This is a genomic window from Streptomyces sp. NPDC030143 (assembly GCF_055573695.1).
Map to the genome: position 1 here is coordinate 122,263 of NZ_JBVIAY010000001.1, position 15,158 is coordinate 137,420.

Annotated in this window: 12 protein-coding genes and 1 pseudogene; all 13 read right to left on the minus strand. The window is 70.5% G+C overall.

The genetic code is table 11. The features are described 5' to 3' along the window. Nucleotides 1-24: 24 nt before the first annotated feature. Nucleotides 25-1,089 carry a dienelactone hydrolase family protein gene (locus ACZ4YY_RS00535; RefSeq protein WP_468283176.1) on the minus strand — a complete coding sequence of 355 codons (1,065 nt, stop codon included), beginning with the start codon at nucleotides 1,087-1,089 and terminating at the stop codon, nucleotides 25-27. After that, nucleotides 978-1,553: pseudogene (locus tag ACZ4YY_RS00540) on the minus strand (pectinesterase family protein); the annotation flags it as partial. The gene ACZ4YY_RS00535 and the pseudogene ACZ4YY_RS00540, both read right to left, overlap by 112 nt. A 2-nt stretch (nucleotides 1,554-1,555) precedes the next feature. Next, nucleotides 1,556-2,680 carry a pectinesterase family protein gene (locus ACZ4YY_RS00545; protein ID WP_468281905.1) on the minus strand — a complete coding sequence of 375 codons (1,125 nt, stop codon included), beginning with the start codon at nucleotides 2,678-2,680 and terminating at the stop codon, nucleotides 1,556-1,558. Nucleotides 2,681-2,776: 96 nt separating this feature from the next. Continuing rightward, nucleotides 2,777-4,102 carry a pectate lyase family protein gene (locus ACZ4YY_RS00550; RefSeq protein ID WP_468281907.1) on the minus strand — a complete coding sequence of 442 codons (1,326 nt, stop codon included), beginning with the start codon at nucleotides 4,100-4,102 and terminating at the stop codon, nucleotides 2,777-2,779. 33 nt (nucleotides 4,103-4,135) lie between these two features. Next, nucleotides 4,136-4,933 (minus strand): rhamnogalacturonan acetylesterase, encoded by a 798-nt coding sequence (locus ACZ4YY_RS00555; RefSeq protein WP_468281909.1) that lies wholly within the window; start codon nucleotides 4,931-4,933, stop codon nucleotides 4,136-4,138. A gap of 104 nt (nucleotides 4,934-5,037) precedes the next feature. Further along, nucleotides 5,038-6,384, minus strand: a complete 1,347-nt coding sequence (locus ACZ4YY_RS00560) for an ABC transporter substrate-binding protein (RefSeq protein WP_468281911.1) — start codon at nucleotides 6,382-6,384, stop codon at nucleotides 5,038-5,040. 47 nt (nucleotides 6,385-6,431) lie between these two features. Further along, a complete protein-coding gene (locus ACZ4YY_RS00565; RefSeq protein WP_468281913.1) occupies nucleotides 6,432-8,423 on the minus strand; it encodes a pectinesterase family protein in 1,992 nt (663 codons plus the stop codon). Between the two features lie 35 nt (nucleotides 8,424-8,458). Next, nucleotides 8,459-9,961 carry a glycoside hydrolase family 43 protein gene (locus tag ACZ4YY_RS00570; RefSeq protein WP_468281915.1) on the minus strand — a complete coding sequence of 501 codons (1,503 nt, stop codon included), beginning with the start codon at nucleotides 9,959-9,961 and terminating at the stop codon, nucleotides 8,459-8,461. Beyond that, nucleotides 9,958-10,806, minus strand: a complete 849-nt coding sequence (locus ACZ4YY_RS00575) for a DUF6807 domain-containing protein (protein ID WP_468281917.1) — start codon at nucleotides 10,804-10,806, stop codon at nucleotides 9,958-9,960. The genes ACZ4YY_RS00570 and ACZ4YY_RS00575 overlap by 4 nt, the downstream gene beginning before the upstream one ends. Further along, nucleotides 10,806-11,960: a Gfo/Idh/MocA family protein gene (locus tag ACZ4YY_RS00580; RefSeq protein WP_468281919.1), complete on the minus strand. Its 1,155-nt coding sequence runs from the start codon at nucleotides 11,958-11,960 to the stop codon at nucleotides 10,806-10,808. The genes ACZ4YY_RS00575 and ACZ4YY_RS00580 overlap by 1 nt, the downstream gene beginning before the upstream one ends. Next, nucleotides 11,957-13,249 carry a pectate lyase family protein gene (locus ACZ4YY_RS00585; protein WP_468281921.1) on the minus strand — a complete coding sequence of 431 codons (1,293 nt, stop codon included), beginning with the start codon at nucleotides 13,247-13,249 and terminating at the stop codon, nucleotides 11,957-11,959. Before ACZ4YY_RS00585 ends, ACZ4YY_RS00580 begins: the two co-directional genes overlap by 4 nt. Next, nucleotides 13,246-14,145, minus strand: a complete 900-nt coding sequence (locus tag ACZ4YY_RS00590; protein ID WP_468281923.1) for a carbohydrate ABC transporter permease — start codon at nucleotides 14,143-14,145, stop codon at nucleotides 13,246-13,248. The genes ACZ4YY_RS00585 and ACZ4YY_RS00590 overlap by 4 nt, the downstream gene beginning before the upstream one ends. Beyond that, nucleotides 14,142-15,077 carry a carbohydrate ABC transporter permease gene (locus tag ACZ4YY_RS00595; protein ID WP_468281925.1) on the minus strand — a complete coding sequence of 312 codons (936 nt, stop codon included), beginning with the start codon at nucleotides 15,075-15,077 and terminating at the stop codon, nucleotides 14,142-14,144. Before ACZ4YY_RS00595 ends, ACZ4YY_RS00590 begins: the two co-directional genes overlap by 4 nt. Between the last annotated feature and the right edge of the window lie 81 nt (nucleotides 15,078-15,158).

Consider the following 15,158-nt stretch of genomic DNA (forward strand, 5'->3'; position numbering starts at 1 on the left):
GCGTCGTGGGGGTGGGGAGGGGGATCACAGGACGCGGTCCAGCCAGGTGAAGACCTCGTCCTGCATGCGGTCGGTGAAGACGTGGCCGAGGTCGGGCCACACCTTCGTCACCAGCCGCTCCTCGGCGTGGCGGGAGCGCCAGACGGCGCGCAGTCTCTCGTGGGCCGCGCGGACGCCGTCGGCGGGGAACAGCGGATCGAGGCCGCCGTTGAAGAAGAGCATCGGCCTGGGGGCGGCGATGCTCGCCACGTCGGGGAAGTCCAGGAACCGGGGAAGGCCCGGGTGGAGCATGTGGTACGACGACTGCCCGCGCAGCGTGTTGTTGCCGGGCACCATCATCTCCTTCAGGCCGGTCATCCAGCAGACGGCGGCCGCGGCGGCGAGGTCGTCGCTGAGCGCGGCGGTCTGCCAGGCGCGGAAGGCGCCCATGGAGAACCCGAGGGCCGCGACCCGCCGCCGGTCGACCCGGTCGAGCCGGGCGAGGAAGCCGGCGGCCCGTGCGTCCTCGCGGGCCATGAGTCCGGCCAGGGAGGAGCCCAGGTTGAAGAAGTTGCCGGCCAGCGCCTGCTGCTGCTCGTAGGTGAGCGGTCCACGGTCGCCCCAGCCCAGGGCGTCCACGGCGAGCACGGCATACCCCCGCCGGGCCAGTTCGTCGCCGACGAACCGTCCGCTGAAGTACGTCTCCGTCCAGCCCTGGGCGGAGTCCAGGCGGGCGGCGTCGTACCAGGGCCGGACCAGCTTCTCCTTGCCGATGTCGAACCTGGCCCCGTGGTCGTGCAGCAGGAGCACCGCCGGGAACGGGCCGCTGCCGTGCGGGGTGAGCAGTGCGGCTGGCGCAGGGCCAGGAAGCCGTGCGGGTTGGCACGGGCCGTGGCGGGGGCGAAGACCATGCCCTTGGGTGTGAAGGTCACGTCCCGTCGGAGCGTGTGGAAGTGGCAGGCGTCGAAGACGGCCGTGGCCCGCCCGAAGACGAAGTCGACGTCGCCCTCGAGGTAGCAGTGGCGGTAGTACTGCCGGTCGAAGGCCTCCAGCGCGGTCGTGTCCGCGAACAGGGTGTCCTGGTGGGCCAGCAGGCGCACGTTCTCGAATCGCGACCGGTCTCCCGTCACGTACGCGGCGACCGCCTGCGTCCCCGTGATGTCGGGGTGGTCGGCGCGCAGCCAGTCGTTGGCCAGTGTCAGGTCGCGGACGGTCAGGCCGGGGGCCGCCGAGGTGAAGGTGGCGGAGCCGGCCGTGCCGTAGGTGCCCGAGCCGTCGGGCTTCGGCGTGCCGTTGGCGTTGTCGAAGACGATGACGGCGGCGCGGGGGTCGCGGACGGCTCCCCGCAGCGTCAACTCGGCTTTGTCGGCGTGGACCTTGACGACCTCGCGGTACGTCCCCGGATGCACGACGATCGTCCAGCCCGGACCGGTCACCGCGTCGACGGCCGCCTGGAGACAGTCACCGGGGCGGACGTGCAGGACGCGGCGGCCGTGGGCGAGAGCGGGCGAGGCGCCGAGGGCTGCCGGACCGCCGGCGGCGAGGCCGGCGAGGAGGGTGCGCCTGCGCAGCATGGTCAGCACTCCTTCCAGGGGGCCCAGTCGCCGAGGTAGGTGACCCGGCCGGCCGAACCGGCCTGCTCGTCGGTCAGCTGCGGCCGGTTCTCCACGACGGTGATCCCGGCGCCCGGCCCGGTGTTGCGGTACTCGGCGAACCGCATCGACTGCCAGGGGAAGGAGTCGGACATGTCGGTGTAGGGCGCGACCGCGTCGATGCCGGGCCCGAGGTGGGTGTCGCGGACGGTGAGCGACGGGCGGGCGGTGGTGTCGGAGCTGGGCACCCAGGGTCGGGCCAGCTTGTAGAACGCGTCGGGAGCTTCGCTGGACACCCGGCTCCTGGTCACCAGGTACCCCAGCGGGTTGGCGCCCGCCGTGGAGGGCGCGAAGACGAAGCCGTAGGGGGCGGACGTGAGGTCGGTGCGGTTCAGGGTGCGGAAGTGGCAGTGCTCGAAGACCGCGGTGGCCCGGCCGAAGACGAAGTCGACGTCGCCCTCGACGTAGCAGCGGGAGAAGTACTGGCGGGCGAAGACGGCCAGGGCCGTGGAGTCGGCGTACAGGGTGTCCTGGTGGCCGAGGAAGCGGCAGCGGTGGAAGGCGGACCGGTCGCCCTGGACCTTGATGGCGACGGCCTGGGTGCCGTTGATGTCGGGGTGGTCGGCGCGCAGCCAGTCGTTGGCGAAGGTGATCCAGCGGGCGGTGAAGCCGGCCGCCTGCACGGTCGTGGTGGCCGATCCGGTGGTGCCGTAGGTTCCGCCGCCGGGCTTGGGGGTGCCGGCCGCGTTGTCGTACACGATCACGACGTCACGGGGGTTCTCCGAGGCACCGATCCAGGTCGCCTCGGTGCGGGTGGCGTCGACGGCGACGGTCTCCCGGTAGGTGCCCGGTGCGATGACCAGGGTCCAGCCGCTGCCGCCGGCGGCGGCGACGGCTGCCCGGACGGAGTGGTGGTCGCCGCGGCCGAGCGGGTCGACGTACAGCGTCTTCGCGTTCAGGCGGGCGGCCGGTGAACCGTACCGGCCGAACGGGCGCTGTCGGCCCCCGGCCCGCGCGGGGGCGGTTGCGAGGGCGAGTGCGGCGCCCGCCCCGGCGCTCGCTGCGAGGAATCCCCTGCGGGAGAGGGGACGGTGGGGCTGCGAGAGCATGCGGCTGCTCCTTCGCGGTGCGGCTCGTGCGGGGTGATGGGGGCCGGGCCGGGCGCACCTCGTGGCGTGCGCCGGGCCCGGCCGGTTCTCGGGGCGTCAGCAGATGCGGCCGGCGCCCGCGCGGTGGTCGACGATCCCGGGGACGGCCCTGGCCGGGTCGATCTTGGTCCGCAGGGTCGGCGTCCAGCCGGCGCCCGACCGGAGGGTCTCCTCGGGGATCTCCGCGTTGTGCACGGCGATCAGGTCGGTCCTCTTGCCGTTGACGTAGTTGTCCGCGGCGGTGACCGGGGCCTCCATCCACTTCTTCAGGATCTTCGCCGGGCTGACCCCCTGCGCCAGCGTGAAGGAGTTGTGCTCGGCGACGAGCTGGGACTCCTTGCCGATGCCGAAGCTGTAGACGTAGCCCTGGCCGGCCACGAAGTGGTTGTTGTACGCGTCGACCTGTCCGAAGCGGACACGCGGGGCGCGCTCGATGACGTTCCGGAACAGGTTGTGGTGGAGCGTCACCTTGAGCTTGCCCCGGTCACCGGCGGCCGTCGACTCGCTGTCACTGTTGCCGATCATGAGCGTCTTGTCGTGGTCGGCGAAGACGTTCCAGGAGGCGGTGACGTAGTCGGATCCCCGGACGATGTCCAGTTCACCGTCGTGCTGCTGGTACAGGGCGCCGAAGTACGTCGGTGCCTCGCTGTCGGGATGGCTTCCGTCGGTGAAGGTGTTGTGGTCCATCCAGACATGGGTGGAGCCGTAGACGACGGCGGTGTCGTACTCGGAGTTCCAGGCGCCCGTGGAGGTGTCGGTCGGGTCCCACTGCGGGAAGCAGTCGACGGGGCTCTCGAAGGCGAGGTTGCGGACGATGACGTTGTCGACGCCCCTGATCTGGAGGCTGGCGCCCTTGAAGCCAGCGTTCTTCCCGACGCCGATGATGGTGGTGTTGGCGGGCACGCTTGCCTTGATGGCCTTGTCCTGGTTGTCGGCGGAAGCGCGGCGCAGCCCCTCGGGGCTGTCGGCGGGCTCACCGCTGAGGTCCTTGTCCAGCCCCCACGTCTCGGGCGCGTACTTCTTCAGGTAGGCCTCGAAGTCGTACCCGGGTGCGGCGAAGGCGTCACACCCCTCGGCGACCGCGTCGACGGTCCCCTTCACTTTGATGATCTTCGGCGCGCTGCCGCCCGCGGCGAGGGCGGCCTTGAACTGGGCCCAGGTGGTCACGGTGTACACGTGCTCGGCGTCGGCGGCGGCACCGCCGGTGGTCCCGGTGCCGTACGACCCCCATCCGTCGTTCGCCCCGAGTGTCTGCCGGGCGAGATCGCGGGAGTCGGCCGCCTGGGCGGCGGTACCGGTGAGGGACAGCACCAGCGCGGTGCAGCCGGCGAGAGCGGCGACCCTCATAGTCATGTCATGCCCATGCCATCTATGTGCCTGCATGGTGCGGATCTCCTTTCTCCAGGGACGGGAGTGTTACGCGGTGGCCTTCGGCCAGGTGATCCAGGACTCGGGAATCGTGTCGTCCAGCCGGCGCACCTCGCTCGGCGCGAGCACCCGCGTACGCAGCAGCTCCCGCGCGACGAGCCGTGCCACGGCGATCGCGCCGGGCGGGTTGAAGTGCGTGTTGTCCTGCTCGGTCGCGGTCCAGTTGAAGTACTTCTTCGTCTCCTCGACCCCCAGCCTCTGCCACAGCGCGATCGACAGCGCCTGGATGTCGAGCAGCGCCACCCGCTCCTCCTCGGCGAGCGCCCGCATCGCCGCCGGGTAGTCGCCGTGGGTCGGCCGAGCCTTGCCGGTAGCGTCGAACTTGCGCCGCTCGACGGAGGTGGCGAGCACGGGCCGCGCCCCGCGCGCCCGGGCCCCGGCTATGTATCTGCGCAGGTGGCTCTGGTACGTCGTCCACGGCTCGGTGTAACGGGACGGGTCCTCGACCTTCTCGTCGTTGTGCCCGAACTGGATGAGAAGGACGTCTCCGGACCTGATCACGGAGAGGATCGCGTCGAGGCGGCCCTCGTCGATGAAGCTCTTGGAGCTGCGCCCGTTCACGGCACGGTTCGCGACCAGCTGGTCCCGCTGGAGGAAGAACGGGAGCGCCATGCCCCACCCCGTCTCCGGGGCCGCGTCGGCGTACTTCTGGGCGGCGGTGGAATCACCGGCGATGTAGAGGGTCCGGGTGCGGCGAGCGGCGGCCTGACCGGTACCGGTGGCGGTGAACGTGAGAGGAACGGCCGCGAGGGCGGCAGCGGTGACTTGCCTTCGGCTCATGGGCACAACGGTTGCCTTTCGACGTGGGCATGGGGGAACGGCCGTGCGGCCCCGGACGGCCCGCGGCCTGCGGATCACGGACCGTCACGGGGCGGAACCAGCGAACGGAACTAGCCCTTCTGCTGCTTCCACTCCTCCTGAGCCTCGTTCAACTGGTCGGCGAGCGTGTCCAGGAAGTCCTTCGGGCTCATCTTTCCGAGCAGCACCTTCTGGAAGTTCGGCTCGTTGTCGGCCTTGGAGATCGAGTTCCAGTCGGGCAGGTAGTACGGCAGCTGCACGATCGTGGTCGACCCGTCGCTCAGAGCCTGGGCAGCCAGCTTGGTGGGCTCGGCCTTCGAGATCCACGCGTCCTTCGCGGCCTCCGTGTTGGAGGGCACCGCCCCGGCCGACTCGTTCCACTTGGAGTTGGACTCGTGCGAGGCGGCGAACTCGATGAACTTCCAGGCGGCGTCCTTGTTCTTGGAGCTCTTGAACAGGCCCAGACCGTCGACCGGGTTGGAGACCTGCACGCGCTTGCCGTCCGGACCGGTGGGCTGCGGGATACCGCGGAACTTGTCGGTACCGAACGCCTTCACGTGGTCCTGGTAGGAGCCCAGGTTGTGGTTGAGCATCCCGATCGTGCCGGAGTCCCACTGCGCGACCATCTTGGTGAAGTCGTTGTTGAGGTCGGCGGCCGGCGTGTACTTCTTGTACAGAGCGACGTACTTCTTCAGCGCCTCGACGTTCTTCGGGTCGTTGACCGTGGTCTTCTTGCCGTCGGAGTCCCAGAAGGACGTGATGCCGGACTGCCCGTACATCGCGTCCAGCGCCTGTGCGATGGAGCCCGCGCCGCCGCGGATGGTGTAGCCGAACTCGTTCTTCTCGGCGTTGGTGAGCTTCTCGGCGGCGGCGTAGAACTTCTCCCACGTGGTGGGCGCGTCCAGGTTCGCCTTCTTGAACAGGTCGGTGCGGTAGTAGAGGGTGCCGTTGTTCGCCGAGGTCGGGATCGAGTACAGCGCGTCGCCGCCCCCGGCGGACTTCAGCGACTCGATCATGGACTCGTTGAGCTTGCCCTTCAGCGAGGACTTGCCGAGGCGGTCGTCCAGGGGCTCCAGCACGTTCTGGGCGGCGAACCCGGCGGCCATCGCCGCACCGACACCGCCGACATCGGGCAGACCGCCGCCCTGGATGGCGGTGTCGACCTTGGACTGGTACTCGGTGGAGGCGATCCCGACGTACTCGACCTTGACGTCCGGGTTCGCCTTCTGGAAGTCGGCGATGATCTGCTTCCAGATGTCCGTGCGGACACCGCCGTTGTTGTCCCAGAAGACGATCTTGCCCTTGCCGCTGCCCTCGGATCCCTTGTCCCCGCCGGCGCCGCTGCCGTCGTCACCGCAGGCGGTGGCGGTCAGGGCGAGGACGGAGCCCAGGGCGACGGCGGTGGCCGCGCGCCTGCTTCTGCGGATGCTGCTCTTCATTGGTCGGCTCTCTCTTGTGTGCAGACGGAACATGAAGTTCGTGGGGGTCAGTGGCGGGTGTGGGGGGCCCAGTTGTCGTTGCCCTTGAGGTAGTCGGCGACGGTGTGCGTCCTCGCGTCCTCGTCGCTCATCTGCGGCCGGTCCTGGGTGACAGCGGCCCCCGGCCCGTAGTTCTGGTACTCCGTCAGGCGCGCGTCCTTCCACGAGAAGCCACTCATGTCGGTCCAGGGAGAGGCCTTGATCGCGGCGGGCAGCTCGGTGTCCCGGATCAGCACCTGGGCGATCGCGTCCGGCTGTCCGCCGGGGTGCCAGGGCCGTCCCAGGTGGAAGGACCCGGCCGGTGCGTCACTCACGATCCTCGAGCACGTGATCAGGAACCCGTACGGGTTGTCCTTCCAGGTCGAAGCGGCCGTCACCCAGCCGTTGTTGGTGTCCGAACCCCGGCTCAGCGCCCGGATCACCGAATGCTCGATCACCGTGGTCGCGCGCCCGTAGATGAAGTCGACATCGCCCTCGATGTACGAGTCGCGGATGTAGACACGGCTGGGGACGGTGAGCTTGGGGCTGTCGGTCATCAGGGTGTCCTGGTTGCCCAGGAAGGCGGTGTTCTCGAAGACGATCCGGTCACCCGTCGTCTTCATCGCCAGCGCCTGCTCGCCCTTCAGCTCGTACGCGGCCTCGTCGAAGTCGTTGCTGAAGGTGAGGTTGCGGGCCGTGACGTCGTTCGCGGCGATCCGTACGGTCGCGCTCCCGGTGGAGCCGCCGTACTCAGCGGGCGTGTCGTAGACGATGACGGTGTCGGAGCGATCGTGTCCAGTGCCCTGCAGCACGATATTCGGCTTGCTCGCGGGGACGAACACCTTCGCGCGGTAGGTCCCGGGCGCGACCGCGATCGTCACGGGAACGTCGTTGCCGTCGGGCACGGCGTCCACCGCGGCCTGCACGGTCGCGTAGTCACCCGGAACGCGCAGCGTGACCGCATCACCGATCCGTTGTTGCGGGCCGGAGAAGCGCTTCACCAGCGCGGGCACCGCGGCAGCCGGGTCGAGCCGGTAGTCGTAGAACTCCCGCGGGTCGAAGGCGGCACCCCACTCGTCGTGCCGTCCGCTCGTGTGCCTCAGGATCGACCCGCGCTGCACCAGCTCCGCTGTGGCGTCGGCCTGGTAGGGGTGCTGGACACGGTCGTAGTAACTGTTCTCGATGACCATCTTCGTGCGGCCCCGCGACCAGTTCCCGTACGTCCACACCGGGTCCCTGTCGGCCACCTGGGCCGACAGGTAGTTGTTGTAGAGGTGGGCGTACGCGCAGTTGTCGGCCGACGGATTGCGCTGCTTCGTCCCGGAGAACCAGTTGTGGTCGATGGTGATCTGCGTCTTGACGTTGCTCGTCCAGCCGATCCCGAGCGCCTTGTTGTGGTTGCTGAACCGGTTGTAGGAGACCGTGACGTACTCGCTGTCCTTGCGGATGTCGAGCAGCCCGTCGCCCATGTGCGTGAAGCGGTTGTGGTCGATCCAGACATGGTCGACGGAGTCCATCTGGATGGCGTCGAAGTCGGTCGTCTTGCCGTCCCAGTCGCCCTCGACGTAGGAGTCGCGGATCGTCAGGTTGCGGATGATGACGTTGTGCGTGCCGGGGTTGAGGTGCAGCTCGCCGTGGACGATCTCGCCGGTGTCGCCGACACCGATGACGGTCTTGTTCGAGGCCACGACGATGTCCGAGCCGAAGGGTTCCACGGCGATCGAGCCCTTGACCCGGATGACGTACGGCTCCTCGGCGGCCGCGTACTCGGCCAGCGAGGCCTGGTCGGTGACCGTGACGACCTTGCCGCCGGCCCCGCCCGTGGTGCCCCCGGCCAGTGAGGCGAAGCCGTGGGCCCGGTCGGTCCAGCGGGCGGCCGCCGGTGCGGCCACCCCGGCGGGGGCGGGTTCGGCGGCCCCCGCCTCCCCGATCGCGCCCAGTCCCAGGGCGGCGACCAGGCCCGCTACCGCGGCGAGGGCGACACCCGGTACGGGCAAGCGCTTGCTATGGAAGTGCGTCATTGCGGCTCCCGACAGGCGTAAAGGCCGTGAAGGCTCTACAGGTCGATGATTCGGAATCGAGTGAACGATGCGGCGCCCGCGTGTCCCGGCCCGACGGGCGCGAGGGCGAAGAGGCCGAGCAGGGCGCCGACCCAGCGCCAGGGGGTGGCGGCGAACACGGGACCGGACGGGCCGGCGCCCTCGCCGAGGTCGTAGGAGAAGCGGCAGCGGGCTCCGGCGCCGATCTCGATGCGCAGCTTCGCCCGTCCCTCGGGCGCGAGGCGGGGATGGGCGGCGTCGCGCTCCCTCTCGGCGACCGACTCGGCGAACCGGTGCACGAGGTGGACCGTGCCGTCGGCCCCGCGTTGCAGTCCGATCCAGCTGAACGCGTCCCCGAGGATCGCGAGCCCTGCCCGCGCCCCCGGCTCCTCGCTGTGCAGGCGCAGGTCCACCTCGACGGCGGACGGCGTGCCGGGCAGCCGCTGGGTCAGGACGTTCGGCAGGGTGCGCAGGTCGTGCGCGTCGGGTGTGCGGACGCAGGTCAGGCGCAGGCCGTCGCCGGAGTGCCGGGTGGCCCAGCCGTCCTGCGGGTTGGCCGTCCAGCTCCACTGCCGGCCGAAGCGTCCGCCGGGGAAGTCGTCGTCGGTGGCGGGCGCGGCCTGCGGCTGCGGCGGCAGGTCGGGCCGGCGGTGTTCCAGGACGGGGGCGCCGTCGTCGCCGAGCACCGGCCAGCCGTCCGCGCCCCATCGCATCGGCTGGAGGTGGACCACCCGGCCGTAGGCGCCGCGCTGCTGGAAGTGCAGGAACCAGTCCTCGCCGGACGGGGTGCGCACCCAGCCGCCCTGGTGGGGGCCGTTGACGTCGGTGCCCTTCTGCTCCAGGACGATCCGTTCCTCGTAGGGGCCGAAGAAGTCCCGGGCGCGGAAGGCGCCCTGCCAGCCGGTCTCCACTCCCCCGGCGGGCGCGAGGATCCAGAACCAGCCGTCGTGCCGGTAGAGCTTGGGCCCTTCGAGGGTGAACCAGCCGGGGATGCGGTCGCCGTCGACGATCAGCTTGCCCTCGTCGAGCAGGGAGGTCGCGTCGGGGTGCATCCGGTGGCCGGTGAGGCGGTTCTTGACACCGGAACGGGACTTGGCCCAGGCGTGCACCAGGTAGGCCTCGCCGCTCTCCTCGTCCCACAGCGGGCAGGGGTCGATCAGCCCCTGGCCCTCCTTCAGCAGGTGCGGCCGGGTCCAGGGGCCCCGGACGCCGGGGGCGTTGATCTGGAAGATGCCCTGGTCGGGGTCGCCCCAGAAGATCCAGAAGCGGTCGTCGTGGTGGCGCAGGGACGGGGCCCAGACGCCGCAGTCGTGCCGCGGCCGGGCGAACTCGCCCGCCGGTTCCAGGCGTTCCAGGGCGTGGCCGACCAGGGTCCAGTTGACCAGGTCGCGCGAGTGCAGCAGCGGCAGGCCGGGGGCGCGGCCGAAGCTGGAGGCGGTGAGGTAGAAGTCGTCGCCGACGCGCACGACGTCCGGATCGGACCAGTCGGCGTCCAGGACCGGGTTGCGGTACGTCGTCACTGGCTGACCGCCTTCCGCACCAGGGCCGACGCCTCGCCGCCGGTCAGCCGGCCGTCGGCGACGACGGTGACGATCCGGCGGACGGCGGTGCCGCCGGGGGCGATCGGCAGGCGTTCCTCGGACGCCAGCGAGGATCCGACGCCGGGGTACTCGGCGGTGCGGACGAACCACGGGTCGCGGCGGGTGGTGTCGGTGGCGCCCGCGAGGACGAGCGTCCAGTCGGCGCCCCGCAGGGCGAGCCAGTCGGCGCGCCGGCCGTGGACCTCGGCCTCGCCCTCGGCGGTGGCCGTGAACGCCTCGGGCGGCGTGTCCTCCTTGCGGGCGCGCCAGAAGAACCCGCCGTAGGCGGCGCCGGGGCGTCCGTTGGTGGCGGGGCTGCCGATGGTCAGCCCGCCGGCGGTGACGTTGGTGAGGGAGAAGGTGAAGTCCAACGCCCAGGCGGTGTCGGTCAGTGCGGTGGCCGCGACGGTGCGCCGCTCGCGCAGCAGCTCGGCTCCTGCGGCCACCCAGCGCAGCTCCTCCACGAACCCGTCGGGGTCGCACAGCTGGAAGCCGGTGTGCCGCTGGGCGCCGTGGTTGTCGAGATCGGTCGGCCCCCGGTCGCGGACGAAGGTGCGCCCGCCCCAGAAGTTGTGCCCCTCGACGTCGGGAACGGCGACACCGACGCCGAGGTGGTGGAGGTGGTCGGCGGGGCGCAGTTCGGTGACCGCCGTGCCGGCCAGGGTGGTGACGGGATGCAGGTAGGGGCGCGGGGAGAGCCGGGCGGGCAGCTCGGGCCGGGTGACGTAACGGCCGACCGGGCGGCCCGCGACGCGCAGGACGACCGGTGCGTCGGATGCCGTCATCAGGTGCTCACCTCTTTCGGATGCGCGGTCGGGGACGCCCAGGGGACGCCCAGTTCGGAGAAGAGGACCAGGGAGTCGGCGGCGGCCGCGACCAGTCCGTCGACGCCGGGCACCACCCGGCGGTCCTCGTCGGGCAGCAGCCGCCAGGCCTCCTCCGGGAGCCGCACCGGGTCGGGGGCGACGCGGATCGCCTCGACGACCCGCATGAACGCCTCGGTCACGGCCGGCGGCACCAGCAGGTCGGCGCCGTCGGTGAGGTGGTCGACGAGGTTCTCCAGCAGGTCGGTGCGGCCGTACTCGAACTCCTCGGGGCCGTGGTCGGCGCGCTGGAGCAGGACGCGGTCCTGCTTGTACCAGAAGGTGATCCGGCCCCGGCTGCCGTGGACGAGGACGTACGGCTCGTCGGGGTCCTCGGCGCACAGGGTCGCGGCGACCACGACCGGGCGGTCGTCGACGGTGGTGACGCGGACGCAGGAGGTGTCGTCGGACTCGATGGCGTTGGCGCGGGCCAGTTCGGTCTCGATGCCGGCGACGTCCTCCGCGCGGGTGACGCCGGCCAGCGCGAGGGCGGTGGCGACGGCGTGGGCGAGGGGGTTGGTGAGCGCGCCGTCGACCACGTCGACGCCGTTCAGCCGCCGTTTGCCCGCCCAGGGCGCGCGCCGGTAGTACGCCTGGGCGCGCGCCCAGGCCCCGGCCCCGCCGACCCCGATGACCTCGCCGATCGCCCGGTCGGCGATCAGCCGGCGGATCGCGGGCACGGCGTGCGAGCCCAGCGACTGGAAGCCGATCTGGCAGGCCACGCCCGCCTGGGCCACCCCGTCCGCCATCCGGCGGAACTCCGCGTACGAGGGCGCCGGCGGCTTCTCCAGCAGCAGGTGCACGCCCCTGCGGGCCGCGGTCAGCGCCAGGTCGGTGTGGGTGGGGATGGGGGTGCAGACGACGGCGATCCGGGCGCCGGTGGCGTCCAGCAGCGCCCCGAAGTCGGCGGACTGCAAGGGCGCGCCGAGGCCGTCGGGGATCTCGTCCGGGGTGAGCGGGGTCAGCTCGCAGATGCCCGCGAGCCGGACGATGCCCTTGTCCTGGAGCCGTCGGATGTTGTCCAGGTGCCAGCGGCCGTGGCCGCGTGCGCCCGCGAGGACGACGGGTACGGTCATGGGAGCCTCCCTGCGCCCGCGCCGCGGGCCACCGCACGGTCGGCCGTCTCGGCGCTGTCGATCTTTGTGTGCAGGGTAGGGGTCCAGCCGACGTCCGCCGTGAGATCGCGCTCGCTGCCCGAGTTGTAGGCGTTGTGGATGGCGAGGAGATCGACCGGATAGCCGTTGAAGAGGGTGCCGCTCTGGTGCAGGGCGGTGCCGTTCCAGCTCTTGACCAGGTCGGCGGCCTCGACGTGGCCGGGGGTGTGGAAGGCGTTGTTCTCGGCGTACAGGGCGGACTCGGTCGACACGCCGAGCGAGTAGCGGTAGTCGTGGGCGTCCTCGGGGACGACGTACCGGTTGTTGTAGAGGTGCACCTGTCCGAAGCGGACCCGGGGTGCGCGCTGGACGACCGACTCGAACAGGTTGTGGTGCAGGGTGACCCGCAGTCTGCCGCGGTCGCCGGTGGCGGTGTCGCCGTTGCCGATGAGCATCGCCTTGTCGTGGTCGGCGAAGCGGCTCCAGGAGACGGTGACGAGGTCCGAGCCGTTGGTGATGTCCAGCAGGCCGTCGTGGCGCAGGTGGTTGCGGCCGAAGAGGGTGGGTTCGGCGGCGTCCGGGTGGCCCTTGTCGCTCGCGGTGACATGGTCGATCCAGACGTGCGTCGCGCCCGTCAGCCAGATGGCGTCGTACGCCGTCTTCCAGTCGCCGAGGCCGCCGGTGTTGGGCTGCCAGACGGGGAAGCAGTCGTAGGCGTCGCGCAGGTCGAGGTTGCGCAGGATGACGTTGTCCGCGTTCCTGACCTGGAGGGCGGCGCCCTTGAGGACGGCTCCCTTGCCGAGCCCGACGACGGTGGTGTTGGAGCCCACGGTCAGCACGACCCGTTCGGCCTGGCGGGCGGCGGAGGCCCGGCGGGCCTCCTCCTGCGGGCCGCCGGGTCCGGCGGAGCCCCAGGTGCGGGGGTCGTAGGCGGCGAGGTACTTCTTCAGGTCGTAGCCGTCGGTGGCGTAGTCGGCGCAGTCCAGGTGGTCGCCGTCGTCGTCGGTGTTGGCGTCGATCGTCCCGGCGATCCGGATGATCTTCGGGGTGTCGCTGCCGCCGTCGAGGGCCCGGACCAGTCCGGCGCGGTCGGTGACCGTGTACACGTGGGCGTCGTCGGCGGAGGCGCCGCCCGTGGTGCCGGCGCCGTACGACGCCCAGCCGTCGTTCGGGGCGAGGGTCTCCCGGCCGATGTCGCGGGCCTCGGCGTGGGCGGGGACGCACAACAGCCCCAGCAGCGCGCCGACGACGGTGACCTGACGGAGTCTCATCCCTTCACCGCCCCCGCGCTGAAGCCCGTGATCAGCCACTTCTGGATGAAGGCGAAGACGATCACCACGGGGACGGCCGCGATGATGCCGCCGGCCGCGAGCGCGCCGAGGTCGACGCTGTCCGCGCTCATCAGGGTGTTGAGGCCGACCGGGATCGTCTGCTTGTCCTGGTTGTTCAGGAACATCAGGGCGAACAGGAAGTGGTTCCAGGAGTGGACGAAGGCGAAGGAGCCGACGGCGATCAGACCGGGCCGCAGCAGCGGAAGGACGACGATCCGGAAGGCCGTCATGCGGTTGCAGCCGTCGACCCAGGCGGCCTCCTCCAGGGAGTACGGCACGTTCTTGATGAAGTTGCTGATCAGAATGATCGACAGGGGCAGCTGGAAGACGGTCTCCGCGAGGATGACGCTGCCCAGCGAGTTGATCATCTGGAGCTCGGCGAAGATCTCGAACAGCGGGACCAGGAGCAGCGCGCCCGGCACGAACTGGGAGCACAGCAGGGCCAGCATGAAGCCCTGCTTGATCTTGAAGTCGAAGCGGGCGAGGGCGTAGCCACCGGCCAGCGCGACCAGCGTCGTCATCACCAGGGTGACGACGCCGACGAGCAGGCTGTTCTGGAAGTAGGTGCCGAAGCTCCGCTCCGTCCACACCTTCTCGAAGTGGTCGAAGGTGACCGGCCAGGGCACGAGCGAGGTCGAGCCGGCCGGGCGCAGCGCGAAGAGCAGGATCCAGTAGAAGGGGATCAGCGTGAAGACGAGGTAGATCGACAGGGGCAGGTAGATCTGCCAGCGCGGGACCTCGTCCCAGGAGCGCTGCTTGCCGTGCGGGCGCCGCTCGGGCGCGGCGGGGGCGCTCACGGGCGTGGGCGCCACCTCGGTGGCCTCCTTGGTGATCACTTGGCCTCACTTCCGAACTTGCTCAGCCGCAGGTAGACCATCGAGCAGAAGAGCAGGATCACGAACGCGACCGTGGTGAGGGCCGACGCGTAACCGAAGTTGTGGGACTCGACGGAGGTGTTGGCGATGTAGAGCGGGAGGGTCGTGGTCTCTCCCGCCGGACCGCCGCCGGTCAGGGTGTAGAGCAGGTCGACGTTGTTGAACTCCCACACCGCGCGCAGCAGCGTGGACAGGATGATCGCGTCCTTCAGGTGGGGCAGGGTGATGTGCCAGAACTGCTTGACGCGGCTGGCCCCGTCGACCTCGGCGGCCTCGTACAGGTCCTTCGAGACGGACTGGAGGTCGGCGAGGATGAGGATCGCGAAGAAGGGGACGCCGCGCCACAGGTCGGCGACGATCGCCGCCGGGAACACGGTGGAGGTGTCCGACAGCCAGCTGGTGCCGTAGGAGCCGATGCCCACGTCGGCGAGGTAACGGGTGATGCCCGTCTGGGAGTTGTAGAGCAGCACCCAGATCGCGGAGGTCAGCACGCCGGAGACGGCCCACGGGGAGAAGACCAGGGCGCGTCCCAGCGCCCGGCCCACGAAGGTCTGGTTGACGATCAGCGCGAGCGCGAGGCCGAAGAGCAGTTGCAGCCCGACCTCGACGAAGACCCACTTGGCGCTGAAGGTCAGGGTGTCCCAGAACACCGGGTCGTCGGTGAAGGCGTGGACGAAGTTGTCGAAGCCCGCGTAGCCGTTGCGCCACGGCTTGGTGGGGTTGTAGTTCTGCAGGCTGTAGTAGAAGACGCTGATCACCGGGTAGGCGATGAAGCCCAGCATGAGCAGGGCCGCCGGGGCGATCAGCAGGTACGGCAGTCTGCGCGGCGTGGCGGAGGCACGGCGCCGCCGGGGTGGCGCGGGCGGTTTCGCCACGGCTGCGGCTTGGGCCATGACTGTTCTCCGTTTCTGGTACGTCGTCGTACGTCGTGCTTGCGGCGTCGTGCTTGCGTCGTACTCGCGTCGTGCTTGCGT